Here is a 12,743-nt window from a genome sequence, read left to right as displayed (position 1 = left end):
GGTAGCAACTGTGTTGACCAGCGCCCGCCTGATCCGTGGCTGAGGCGGCGGGCACGCCGGTGCGGGACACGCCGGGAACCCATCCATGGGGTCTGGTTTCCGCCCATCCGGGGCTCCAACGGCCCCGCACCGACCTACCCGCCGCCTCCGGGCGGTTTCTTGCGCGCGCGGTAAGCGGTAGGTGCCGGCCGTTGGCCGGCACGCTTTTGCCCTTCATGTTGTCCGCCCAAGGCGTTCAGGCTGGGCCCATGGCGGCTCTTTCATCGCGCACGCGCGCATTGAGGATGACCAGCATCTTGCGCATCACCGCTACCAGGGCCACCTTTCCTTCCTTGCCACGTGCACGCAGCGACCTGTAAAAATCACGCAGACGCGGCTCGTGACGGGCGGCGGACATGGCCGCCATGTATAGCGCCTTCCGGACGTCGGCTCGGCCTCCTTTGATCCCGCGTTTGCCACGCACGGTGCCGCTGTCGTGCGACAGCGGGGCGACGCCTACCAATCTGGCGATCTGCTTTCCGCCAAGGGTTCCCAGCTCTGGCAACCGGCACATCAGTACCGCCAGCAACACCGGGCCCACGCCCTTGAGCGTCTTCAACGCCGCCAAGTGAGGGTGTTGGATGAGCAGCGTCTTCAGCTGCTCGGCGATCAGCACATCCAGCCGCGCCACGCTGCACACGAGCTGTTTGATGTTGCCCTGAAGCATCTTTCGCAGAGGCTTGTCCGCCACTGGCAGCAGCTGCTGCTTTGCCATCTTCAACAGCTCGATGACCTGCCGGCGGGCACGAACATGCTCGCCCAGGTGGCGCTGCCATGGCTCCAGCGGAACGTAGGGATGAAGGTCTATTTTCTCTGCCATGTAGGCCAGCATGGCCGCATCCAGCCTGTCGGTCTTGGCCTTCCCCAAGGTGTTGGCCAAGCTGCGCGCCCGCTGCGCATTGGCACGGGCGACCGGTAGTGCAGCCTGGTGCAGGGCATCCAGTGCGGCCAGCTCGTAGCCGCCGGTGGCCTCCAGCACCACCTGCTTCACAGACATCGTATTCAGCCACCTCACCAACTTGCAGTGACCGGCTGCGGTGTTGGTGAACTGACGGGCCTGGCCTTGAAAGACCGCAACATCCAGGTATTTTTTGCACACATCGATCCCGATTCCGCTCATGGGAAATCTCCGCTAGGCTGGATAGGTCGAGAGCTCCCCCGCTTGCCCAGTCTTATCACTTCGAGTGCTACCTCGAGCAACTGTTCGGGCGGACCAAGGGAGATTCCGGCGTGGGCGCCAAGCTACAAGTCGATCGTCGAGATCCAGGCTCCTACGGCGGCCCACGCCGGCTCTCGACGCCTACGCTGCCAGATTCCAAACAGATAAGGCTCCTGGGCAAAATAAAGGAGGAGGCCGCCACGCGGCCGGGGGACATTTGCGCCAGGGGCCTATCGGCCGCCACGGGGGCCTCACGCTCGCGACCAGCCCGATCGGCGACGCCAGCCCATCCAAACGGCCTGCACACCCGGCCACCCGCGTAGCGTCGTGCTCCCCCCTCATCAATCGCGGCGGATGCCACGGCGGTCGATCGGGATGCGCCCCTACCTCAGGCGGCGCGCAGGGTCGCCAACGATTCGGCCTGCAGACTGTCGTAGATGGCGAACTCGTCTTCGACCCGCATGCCCAACGCCTGCTCGAACGCGTCGCGGTTGTCATGCGCGGCATAGGCGCGCTGCTCTTCGCCGCCGAGGTTGGACTGGAAGATGCCTGCGGCGCTGACCGGCAGGAAATCTTCGTAGACGATCGGGTCGGCGCTGGCCAGGCCGGCGGCGATCAGCGCTTCGGCCGGCAGATCGCCGATGGCAGCCAGGTTGCGGCGGCCCGCATCGGTGAGGGCGTAGCGGTAATAGCCGAGGCCTTCGCGGCGCAGGGTGTCGTGGTCGTCCGGGAAGGCGGTGAAGGCGGCCGCCAGGCGCGTCGGGTAGTCCTGGCCGGTGCTGCCGGCGCCTCCGCTGTCGCGTGCCTGGGCCAGCAGCTGGTCGTACAGCGCGCGGCCCTTGGGGGTGAGCGCCAGGCCGCGTTGTTCGATTTCGCCGAAGCGTGCGGTGTGGGTGCCCGCAAAGGCCGCATCACCCGACGGGAAACGCACGGTCTCTTCCAAGGCCTTGAAGCTGGTCTGGCGCAGCAGGATCGGGCAGCGACGCGGCGGCGGGCCTTCGACCACGGCCTTGGCGTCGATACCCCGAGCGAGCATGCCGGCCTGGGCGGCATCGATGTCCAGGGTGCGCGGGGTGAGGTGGTTGATGTGCGGGCCGCGGAAGCTGACCACGTCGGCGATCAGGCGATGCGCGTCATGCAGCGCATGGTAGGTGGCCAGCGACACGGTGGCATCGCCGTGCCAGCGGAAGGTTTCCAGCGATTCGATGACGAAGCGACGGGCGTCGGTTTCGTCCAGGCCTCCATCGCGCTCGGCCTGCGCGATCAACGCCAGCGCGGTGTCGGTGAAGATGCGGCGCTTGGCGAGGATGCGTGCCGATTCGTCGCGCAGTGCGGCGTCGTCGATCAGCTCCAGCCGCAGCAGCGAGGTGAACACGCGGAACGGGTTGTGTGCGAGCGCCTTGGCCGTGCGCGGGCGGAACGCGGTGGAATGCACCGGCACGCCGGCCACCGACAGGTCGTAATAGCCCACCGGGTGCATGCCCATGACCGCGAACAGGCGACCGAGCGTGGCCAGTTCCTCGGCGGTGCCGACGCGGATGGCGCCGTGGCGTTCCTGGTCCAGGCGTGCGCGTTCGTCATTGCGGTCCAGCTGGGCCACCAGCGCCGGATCGGCGGTGAGGACGGCGTCGTTGATCTCGGCCACCAGGTCGACCAGGGTGCCGTAGAGCGGCACTTCGGTGCGGTACATGGTGGACATCGCCTGGGCGAACAGGCTGCGGATATCGTCGGGTGAAACGAAACGGTCGGCGCTCATTACGTACTCGGCAACGGATCACGGGGGAGGTGCAGCAATCGCGCATTGTCGCCGAGGCCGTGGGTAATCGCGATCTGCACAGCAGCAAAGGGGGGCGACGTGGGGCGGGTACGAACGGCAGCCACGCATGGCGTGGCTCTACCCGGGGTTGGGCCACGGGGTGTTGGGGATGCGGGGATGCAGGGGTCTGCGCGGTGGCTCAGGGGCCGGGGTCGGCGGCGGCAGCGTTGCGCTGGCGCTGGGCGCGGTCACCGAGCTGGCGCTGCAGGGTGGCGTCGAGTTTGATCGGGCGGTCCCAGTGGTCGTGGCTGGCGACGATGGCCTGGCGTACGGCGCGCCAGTGCAGGTTGGTCGGCGTGACCGGCAAATCGCTGACCACTGCCTCCCAACGCTTGGGCTCCCCCTCCTCCGGCGTGGCGCGGGTCCAGGCCTGCACGCTGTCGCGGCAGGAACGCGCGATCGCCTTGGCCCAGAAGCAGGCGAAGTAGATGTCGCCGGCCTGCCAGCCATGGGTATACATCAGCGCGGCAATGTAGCCGCGCGACACGCCGCTGTAGCGCGCCACCTCGTCCAGGAAACTGTCCGGGTAGCGCTCGGCGTAATGGTTGATGTCGCGCAACTGGCCATCGACCCAGGCATCGCCGGTGTCCACGACGTAGGCCTCGGACTTTTCGGCGGTCTGCTGCGCCGATGCGGCCAGGGGCAGCACGGCCAGCAGCAGCACCAGCAGCGTGCGCAGGATCATGACCACATACCTTTGCCGCGCTGCATGTCGGTCAGCCCCGGCTGGCTTTGGCTTGGATACTGCGCAGCGCCTGCGGCCAGTCGAAGGCGGTGGGCGCATCGACCATGCGCGGCTCATCGTCGGCTACGCCGTGCTGGGTTTCATGCGCCCAGGTCACCGCGTACGGGGTGTGGATGCCCCAACCGCCCAAGGTGATCACCGGCTCGATATCCGAGCGCAGCGAGTTGCCGACCATGCAGAAGCGCTGGATCGGCAGGTTGAATTCCTCAAGCACGCGCGCGTAGGTTTCCGGGTCCTTCTCGGACACGATCTCGATGCGCGGGAACAGATCGCGCAGGTTGGCCAGCTTGATCTTGGCTTCCTGGTGGAACAGGTCGCCCTTGGTGATCAGCACCACGGGATGATCGCGGGCGATCTCGGTGACCGATTCCCGCACACCGTCGATCAGTTCGACCGGATGGCGCAGGGTGTCATGGCCGATGTCCAGGATCTGCTGCAGGTCGCGCGCGGTGATCATCTGCCGGGTGATCTCGATGGCCGCTTCGACCATGGACAGGGTCATGCCCTTGACCCCATAACCGAACACCCCGAGGTTGCGCTGCTGCACTTCCAGCAGGTGGCGCGCGGTCTGGGTGTCGTGCACGTCGATATAGCGCGACAGGATGTCGAGGTAGTCCTGCTCGGCCTTGCGGTAGTACTCCTCGCTCTTCCACAGCGTGTCGTCACCGTCAAAACCGACCAGGCCGATGGCGCCGGTGGGCGCAGGCGTGGAGGTCATCATCGGGCAAGGATAGCAACAGCGCCCGGTGGACCCAATGACCGTGTCGGCTCAGTGGCCGAAGGGGCGCGGGCCGGCCCAGCCGAGCACGCCCGGGTGTGGCAGATCGATACGGGTGATCAGCCAGTCGCCCGGGCCGCGCCAGCTGAGTTCACGGTAGCTGGCCGCCACGTGGCCGCTTTCCTGCCACCACGCCATCAATGCGGCGGGCGACTCGGGATCGTGCGGCTGGTACTGGAAAGGCAAGCCGTGCGCGTTGAGGTTGGTCAGCGCCGCGCGCAATGCCGGATTGGCCCAGCGCGGGCCGTGGTCATCGAAGGCAACGGTGTCGAAAACGGTGTCGGCCTGTCCGCCCGCGACCAGCACGATCTGGCCGGGCCGCAGATGCGAGACACGCTGCGGCGCCCGTTCGCCCGGCGCAGGGAAATACACATCAAAAGGAAGCCGACGGCCGGGATGTTGCATGCGGCCATCATAAAAGAAGGGCGGCCGTAGCCGCCCTTCCCCCTCACTGCCGTTCACCGGTGTCCAGCGGTGTTGGGCCCTTGCCTGCACGTTGACGCGATGGATCAGTTACCCGGCTGCGCGCCGCTGCCACTGGCGGCCTTGCCCTGCTGGGCGGCCACGTACGACTTGTACTCATCCGGCGAAAGCTCGCCGTCCTTGTTGCTGTCGGCCTGATCGAACACCTGTGCCAGGCCCGCATTGACCTGCGCCTCGGTCTTGCTGATGGTGCCGTTGCCGTCGGTGTCCACGCTGGCCCAGGTCTGGCCACCGCCACCGTTGGCCTGCTGCGACGCCTGCGCCGCAGCGCCCGCTGCCGAATCTGCCGCCTGGCCGGCCTGCGCAGCGGCCTGCTGGGCCTGCGCGGCCTGGTTCTGTGCCTGCGCGGCGCTCTGCTGGGCGGACTGGGCCATCGCCGGAATGGCCAGCACACTGCCTGCGGCGACGATCAGGGCGATCAGGGGCTTGCGGTTGCGAATAGTCATTTGGGTGGTCTCCTTTGGGGATGTCGCACGGTTCGTTGTTTCCGCACGACTTCCACCCTGCCAGCCCGTTTGTGAATCGACATTGCGCCGCAATCGGCACCCGCACACGGTCTTAACCACCTGCGCGCAGGCGTCGATTACCGCAGTGGTTAGGTGTGGGTGAGTGCGGAGTAACACACGCATTCAACCGGCCCGGATTTAACCGGATGCAAACGAATTGTCAGGTGTCGCTGGCGTTTTTTTCGCCTGAGCGCGAACTGAACAGAAGCCACCCTGCCGCAACACCGAACAGCGCACCGGCCACTTCCAGCACCACCCGCGAGCCGAGTTCGTTCGGATCGTGGACGGTGGCCAGGAACAAGCGCGCATACAGCGGCGACTCCAGCCGCATGATGCCCATGTAGAACAGCTTCCACGCGTCGATGCCAGCCGAGGCGATCACCGCGATCACGCACGCCCAGCCGATCGCGTGCCCGGCGTTCCAACCAACGGCGCGGCACAACCGCTGCCACAGCGCATACACCAGCAGGCCGACCAGCAGCGCGATAAGCCCCGCTTCCAGCGTTCCGAGCAATCCAAAGTGCAGCGGCAGGTTCATCGTGATCCGGGCGGTCGGTGAGCGCACAGTGTAGCGGCCCACCTTGCCGCCACGGGGGTCAGCGCACGGGGACGTCGTAGGCGGTGTGCGGGTCCGGCTCGGGCGTGAGGGTGTAGTGCCACCATTCCTGCGGGTAGTTCTCAAAGCCCTGGCGGCCCATCACCTGGCGCAGCTTCTGCCGATTGAGATACTGCTGCGGGGTGACATCGGGCGCATCGGTATGCGCACGCGGACCGAAGAAGTCGAAGTCGGTGCCCATGTCCAGCGCGGTGCAGGTGCCGCTGCGGCAATCCACCAGCGTGAGGTCCACGGTAGCGGCGCGACTGTGCCCGGAGGTCTGGGCGATGTAGCCGCCGAGCAGCGCCGGCTTGTCCAGGCCCGGATACTGCTGGGCCTTCCGCGACTGTTCCAGCGGGTCGTTGGTCCAGTCCACGAAGGCCTGCACCGACTGCGCGGGGCGATAACAGTCGAACAGCCGCAGGCCGTATCCGTCGGCACGCAGGTCCGCTTCAACCTTGGCCAGCGCGGTGGCCGCAGGCTTGAGCAGGTAGCACTTGGCGGCGTCGTAGCCGGGCACGCGGCGGCCGGTGAAATTGTTGGCCCCGGCATAGCGCAGGTCCAGGTCGATATCCGGGGCGAGGCTGCGGATGTCGACCATGCCGGCCTGTTCGGGGGTGCGTACCAGCGCGATCCGCACCGGCTGGGCGGCCGCGCCAAAGGCGACGAACAGGGCGATCAGTGCGGTGCTAGAGGCAATCGCCGATACGGGTGAACTGCAGGTCCTGGTAGTCATAGCTGAAGTCGATATCCGGGTCGATGGCACGCAACGTAAGCGTTGTCGGTGTGCCCGGCTCAACCTGCAGCCAGGGTTCGGCGTCCGACCCGAGGGTATCCCACTGCACCAGCCAGCGGCTACCGAGCTGCATCACCCGGCCCTGGAGCCCGGGCGACTTGTCCACGCTGAAGCGGAGTTGCCCACCCTGCGGGCAAAGGCTGGCCTGCCCCAGCCACGGGTCGCGGTAACGGCCCTGCCAGGCGCGGGGAGCGCCCGGGCCTGCCGGGCGCCGCGCGCGGGTATCGGGCCGCACCTGGCCGGCGTCGGTGCGTTGCTGCTGTTCCTGCCGCAGCAGGCGTGCGTAATCAAGGACACCGCGAGCCTGCGCCGGCGCGGTGTAGTGCTTCAATGCGGCCTGCATCAGCGCGGTGCGTGCATCCTCGGCATCACCGTTGATGAGGATCACCACGCCCACCTTGCGGTCCGGCAGCAGCGCCAGCGAGGAGTACATGCCCGACAGCGTGCCGGTGTGGGCCACCTTCCACTGCCCGTCCATGTCCGACAGGCGCCAACCGTAGCCGTAGGCGTAAAAGTGCGCGTTGTCCCACTGCCGTTGACGCGCACCGAGCGGCATCGGCATGTGCGCGGTCCACAGCGCGCGCCGTTGCGCGGCGCCCAACCAGCCCGGCACCACGGTCGGGTCCAGCAGCACCTGCATCCAGCGGGTCATGTCCTTGAGGCTGCAGCGGATGCCACCGGCGGCCATCGAAGGCAGGTCCGGGCTGGTATCGCCATCGGCCTGGACCACGACGTTGCGCCCGTCGCGACGGGTATGCGGCTGGGCGACGTTGCCGACGTGGGCCACCGACCACGCACCGACCTGGCAGCGGTCCATGCCCAGCGGCACGAACACTTCCTCGCGCAGCAACTGGTCATACGGCTTGCCGCCGGCGGCGGCGGCCACTTCACCGGCCACCACATACATCAGGTTGTCGTAGGCGTAGCCGCTGCGGAAGCTGGTGACCGGCTTGAGGTGCGCCAGCCCGGCGATGATGTCCTGGCGGGTGAAGGTGTTGGGCTCCGGCCACAGCATCAAGTCGCCGGCGCCCAGCCCCAGTCCACTGTTGTGGATGAGCAGATCGCGCACCTGCATCTGCCGGGTGACCCAGGGATCGTGCATGCGGAACTGCGGCAGGTACCTGATCACCGGATCGTCCCAGCGCAAGGCCCCGCGGTCGACCAGCCGCGCCAGCAGTGCGGCGGTCATGGCCTTGCTGTTGGAGGCGATCTTGAACAGGGTGTCGGGGTCGATGGCCTCGCCACTGCCGCTGCGTCGCTCGCCAGCCGTGCGCTGGTAGACCACCTGGCCGTCTTCAACCACCGCCATCGCCAGGCCCGGCAGCGCGTACTGCTGCCGGGCCTGGTCGAACATCGGATCGAACGCGGCCGGTGACGCCGCGACGGTGCCGGTGGCCATTGCCAGCCCCACCAGCACCGCCGTCCACGTCGCCTGCGTCATGCCGGCGATGCCATCAGTAGTTCCAGGTCACCGTGAGCTGCGCATACCGTGGCGACTGGAAGCCGGTGCCATAGCCATACAACGGATTGGGCGTCCCGATGCTGTCCTGCGGCTCATAATCCTGGTCCACCGAGACGATGCGCTGCTGGTTGAGCACGTTGTAGACCGCCAGCTTGACGTTGATATCCAGTGGCACCGGGATCTTGTAGGCCACGCTCATGTCCAGGTCGTAGGTCCAGGGCGTGCGGCCGTCACCGCCACGCGGGGAATGCCCGAACACCCGCTCGGACGGCACCGTGGCCTGGCAGTTGGAGACGCACACGTAGTAGCTGTGGAAGTCGGTGGCGTCGAACGGGTTGCCGGCACCGAAGCGGGTGATCGGGCTGCCGGACTGCACGCCCAGCGTCGCGGCGACCGTGAGGTTCTCGGTCAGCGCATAGCTGCCGCGGAACTTGAACTGGTGGCGGCGATCGTTGGCCAGATAGCCGTAGCCGCGATAGTTGACCCACGGATTGTCGAAGTTTTCGGTGCGACCGGCATCGGCGAAGTCGGTGTCGGAGTTGACCGGTCCTTCGGCGTTGCCGCGGCCATAGGCCAACGTGTAGGACGCATTGAAGCCCCACGTGCCGTCCCATGCACGATCCACCTGCAGCTCCAGCGCTTTGTAATCGCGCTTGGGCGTGACCCACCCGCGCTGGCCGACGTAGTTGCCGTCGTCGTCATACAGCGCCCAGCCTTCGCGGGCCGTGTCGATATCGATCCAGGCATCGTTGCTGCCGTCGCAGTTGCTGTCGCCCCATACGGTGTTGGTGCGGCCGGGATTGCCCATGATCCAGACGCCGTCGATCGCCCCGCACTGGCCGGTCGCGGTGATGTTCATGTCATCGATGGCGTTGTGCAGGCGCCGGTAGGTGACGCTGGCGCCGACCGACCACGATGCACTGAGCATGTGCTGGAAGCCGAGGATGGCTTCATCCTGGTAGACCGGATCCATGTCGCGGTTCACTTCGGCGCGCAGGTCCGGCACGCTGCCGTCGCCCTGCGAGTTGTCCACCGGCCCGATCTGGCCGCCCAGGTTGGGGACGTTGTTGGACGCGCCGCTGTAACCGAGGAATTCATACCAGGTGCGCTCGTCCAGGAAGCCGCCGGCCTGCTTGATGTTGATCACGTTGGCCACGGGCAGGAAATAGCGCCCCAGGTTGCCGAATACCTTGGTGGTGCCATCGCCGCGCACGTCCCACGAGAAGCCCAGCCGGGGCGCGATCATGTCGTCGATCTTGATGTAGCTGTCGCCGTCGCCGCCCTTGTTGTCGAAGCCTTCCAAGCGTGCGCCGATGTTGAGCAGGACGTTCGGCGTGACCTGCCAGTTGTCTTCAAGGTAGTACGCCGAGTTGATGGTCTCGAACGATCCGGCCACTTCGTAGCGGCGGGTGCGCGCGACGAGTCCGCTGGCCGGCACCACGCCGCCGTTGAGGGAGCTGCCCGGGGTGCGGTAATAGATGTCGTAGCGCAGTCCACCGGGGCCGGGGTAGGCACGCTCGTAGTCGGAGGTGTTCTCTTCGCGGTCCAGGCCGAAGCGCAGCAGATGGTTGCCGAGGGTCCATTCGAAATCGGCGCGGGCGGCCTTGCGCGTATCCAGCGCCGATTCCAGCTGCGAGCTGCTGGTGCAGCTGCGGTCGCCCTGCAGGTCGGTGGGCACGCCCTGGCTGGCGGTGCGGTTGTCGAACACGCGGTTGCAGTTCTCATCCATGAGGCTGCTCTGGGTGCGGTTGCGCTTGTTCTCGCCGTACATCAGCTTCATGGTCAGGTCGTTGCTGACCTGCCAGCTGTAGGTACCGGACCAGTTCTTTCCACCCACCGTGTTGTAGACCTGGTTGGTGCGCTCGCCCACGGCCAGGCCGGTGTCGTAGTCGTAGCGGTAGACGTCGGTGACGGTATCGCTTTTGTCGGAGAAGCCGAACAGCGACAGCATCTGGTTGTCGGTAATCTGCCAGTCCAGCTTGCCGCCCCAGAACGGATCGTCGGCGGTGCCACGGTTGAGCACGGTGCCGGCGTCATTGGTGGAGTTGGGGGTGTAGTCGCGCGCTTCGTACATGCCGAAGAAAAACAGCTTGTCCTGCACCAGCGCACCGGAGGCGAACACGTTCAGCGCGCTGCGCGAATAGTCATCGCGGCGGGCGGTGATGTAGCGGCTGCCGTCGCCGTCGTAGCGGTCACGTGCCTGCGACTGCCACGCACGCGGCTCCAGCACCAGTTCCGCGCCGGCCTTGAAGTCGTTGCTGCCCGAGCGCGTCACCGCGTTGATGACCCCGCCGGTGCTGCGCCCGAATTCCACCGAGTAGCCCCCGGTCTTGACCTGGAACTCCTGGTAGAAGGAGAACGGCACCGAGGAGAAGCCGACCCGGTTATAGAAGTCGGTGACGTTCAGGCCGTTGATGTAGACGGTGTTCTCGGCCACCGAGGAGCCGCCGAAGGAAATGCCCTGCCCGCCCAGCGATCCCTTGCCCTTCACCGCCCCCGGCGCCAACAGCGCCACCGCGGTGATGTCGCGGTCCACCGGCAGCCGCGAGAGTTCTTCGCGGGTGATGTTGGTGGCCGATTCGGTCGACTTCACGTCCACCATCGACACCACCTGCGGCGCACGCACCTGCACCGTGCCCAGCGTGCTGACACCGCTGACCGGCACGTTCACCGTGGTGGCGCTACCCAGGCCGACGTTGACCTGGCCAACGCGCGCCGGGGCCCCGCCGGCAACGGCCACTTCCAGCTCGTAAGTGCCCACTGGCAGCAACGGGATGCGGTAGCTGCCATTGGCCTCGGCCCTCACCGAACGCACAAATCCCGTGGACGGATTGCGCACGGTGACCGTCGCGTTGTCCAGGCGTTGTCCCGAATCGGTGACCAGCTTGCCAACCACTGCGCCGTCCTGGGCCATCGCCATGGGCGCGACCGAGCCCAGGCAGGCCCCCAGGGCAACGCAGAGCGCGGCCCGCTTCAATCGATGTGCATTCATTCCCTGCTCTCTCCTGCAGATATGGAATCGTGGGTACCGCCGTTTACCGCGTTGCCCCCAGTGGCACCACGTGCGACTGGGAGTCGTAGTTCCATTGATCGAAGTACAGGTTGCCGCCGGCCCACTCGACCTCACCGCGCTGCGAGTCCACCGTGTCCGAGCGCGGATGGCGCTTTGCCGGTTGCAGCGGCTGCTGGAAATCGTCGTTGAAGGCGATGCGGTAGGCATCGAGCCCGCCGAAGTAGAAATCGCGCAGTGCCGGCTGCGGGCTGTCCAGGCGCCCGGTGGTGACATCCATCGGCACCCAGCCATACGGCGCCAGGTACAGCGCGCCCCAGTCGTGCAGGTTGTTGTAGCCGACCGCGTCATCGGCGTAGACCATGCCCGACTGCCAGCGCGCGGGGATGCCATTGAGGCGCAGCAGCGCGATCAGCAGCAGCGTCTGTTGGCCACAGTCGGCGTGGCCGGCGTGCAGGGCGTAGTCGCTGATGTTGGAGATCGTGGAGTATTCCCGTGCGCCGGCCCAGGGAATCTGGTCCACCGCATCGAACAGTTTCTGCGCGATGCGGTACGGATTGGTTTCAGTACCGACCACGCGCTGCGAGAACGCGCGCAATGCCGGGGTGAACAGCACATGCGGCGCGCGTTCGGCCAGGAACGGCTGCAGTGCCGGGTCCTTCGGCGTGGGCAGAACCTTGGCCGGATCGATCGGGACATGCCGGGCGTACACGGTGACCGCGTAGCGGATCTCGAATGCGGTAGGCGTGCCGGCCACCGCCGTGCGCTCCAGGTAGGCAGTGCGCTGCAGGGCGCTTTCCGGCGCGATGCGCGCTCCGGTCGGGGTACTGGTGAGCCACTGGATATCTTCCTGCTGGCCGGCAATCGCGCGCGGATACGGAATCCAGGCACGGACGGACGCACCCGCAGGCACAGCATCGGCCTTGACCACCAGCGACTGGGTTACCTCCACGCGGCGCGGCACCACGCTGGTGGCACCACTGGCGCGGGCAGCGGCGACGATTTCTTCGTGGTGGGGGCCGAGCATCTCGAAGGGCCCGTCGGTCGGCAGTGGCACATCCGGCGCGCGCCGGGCGCGTGCTTCAGCGCTGATGCGGAACAGGTTGGATGGCGCACGCTTGAAGTAGCGGCGCTGGCCATCGATATCCAGGTGTTCGATCAACCCGGCCGCATCCCAGCGCGCGAACTCGTCATCGCGCAGGTCCGGGATCTGCCGGCGCAGCAGCGCCTTGGCCGCGTCGGCATCCAGGGTGAAGTCCAGTTGCATGCGGCGCATGCGCTCGCGCTGGAAGGTCAAGTCGTGGCGGGTGGCAGCGCTGAGCGTGGTGTCGTGCAGGGCCGCATCGATCTGCGC

At 66.8% G+C, this 12,743-nt stretch carries 11 protein-coding genes; all 11 read right to left on the bottom strand.

Annotated features, from left to right (window positions below; all coding sequences use genetic code 11):
* Nucleotides 1–235: 235 nt before the first annotated feature.
* The gene (locus tag ACXJKH_RS06800) at nt 236–1,159 is read right to left on the bottom strand and encodes an IS110 family RNA-guided transposase (protein ID WP_457318862.1); all 924 of its coding nucleotides are present in this window, start codon (nt 1,157–1,159) and stop codon (nt 236–238) included.
* A gap of 427 nt (nt 1,160–1,586) precedes the next feature.
* Nucleotides 1,587–2,954, bottom strand: a complete 1,368-nt coding sequence (gene hglS, locus ACXJKH_RS06795; protein ID WP_457318861.1) for a 2-oxoadipate dioxygenase/decarboxylase HglS — start codon at nt 2,952–2,954, stop codon at nt 1,587–1,589.
* A 199-nt stretch (nt 2,955–3,153) separates the two neighbouring features.
* Nucleotides 3,154–3,699: a hypothetical protein gene (locus ACXJKH_RS06790; RefSeq protein ID WP_256775067.1), complete on the bottom strand. Its 546-nt coding sequence runs from the start codon at nt 3,697–3,699 to the stop codon at nt 3,154–3,156.
* Between the two features lie 31 nt (nt 3,700–3,730).
* On the bottom strand, nt 3,731–4,480 hold the full coding sequence (locus tag ACXJKH_RS06785) for an HAD family hydrolase (protein ID WP_457318860.1): 750 nt from the start codon (nt 4,478–4,480) through the stop codon (nt 3,731–3,733).
* A 48-nt stretch (nt 4,481–4,528) separates the two neighbouring features.
* Nucleotides 4,529–4,942, bottom strand: a complete 414-nt coding sequence (locus tag ACXJKH_RS06780; RefSeq protein ID WP_457318859.1) for a hypothetical protein — start codon at nt 4,940–4,942, stop codon at nt 4,529–4,531.
* A gap of 104 nt (nt 4,943–5,046) precedes the next feature.
* Complete coding sequence (locus ACXJKH_RS06775; RefSeq protein ID WP_256775064.1) at nt 5,047–5,466, bottom strand: EF-hand domain-containing protein; 420 nt, start codon at nt 5,464–5,466, stop codon at nt 5,047–5,049.
* A gap of 220 nt (nt 5,467–5,686) precedes the next feature.
* Nucleotides 5,687–6,064 (bottom strand): hypothetical protein, encoded by a 378-nt coding sequence (locus ACXJKH_RS06770; protein ID WP_256775063.1) that lies wholly within the window; start codon nt 6,062–6,064, stop codon nt 5,687–5,689.
* Between the two features lie 58 nt (nt 6,065–6,122).
* Complete coding sequence (locus tag ACXJKH_RS06765) at nt 6,123–6,857, bottom strand: M15 family metallopeptidase (protein ID WP_457318857.1); 735 nt, start codon at nt 6,855–6,857, stop codon at nt 6,123–6,125.
* Nucleotides 6,811–8,358, bottom strand: a complete 1,548-nt coding sequence (locus ACXJKH_RS06760; RefSeq protein WP_457318855.1) for a serine hydrolase — start codon at nt 8,356–8,358, stop codon at nt 6,811–6,813. Before ACXJKH_RS06760 ends, ACXJKH_RS06765 begins: the two co-directional genes overlap by 47 nt.
* A 13-nt stretch (nt 8,359–8,371) precedes the next feature.
* On the bottom strand, nt 8,372–11,371 hold the full coding sequence (locus ACXJKH_RS06755) for a TonB-dependent receptor (RefSeq protein WP_457318853.1): 3,000 nt from the start codon (nt 11,369–11,371) through the stop codon (nt 8,372–8,374).
* 43 nt (nt 11,372–11,414) lie between these two features.
* Nucleotides 11,415–12,737 (bottom strand): transglutaminase-like domain-containing protein, encoded by a 1,323-nt coding sequence (locus ACXJKH_RS06750; RefSeq protein WP_457318863.1) that lies wholly within the window; start codon nt 12,735–12,737, stop codon nt 11,415–11,417.
* Nucleotides 12,738–12,743 lie beyond the last annotated feature (6 nt).

This window comes from Stenotrophomonas sp. P5_B8, assembly GCF_054049855.1.
The sequence above is the reverse complement of the archived record's forward strand: the minus strand, read 5'-3'. Positions and strand labels throughout refer to the sequence as shown.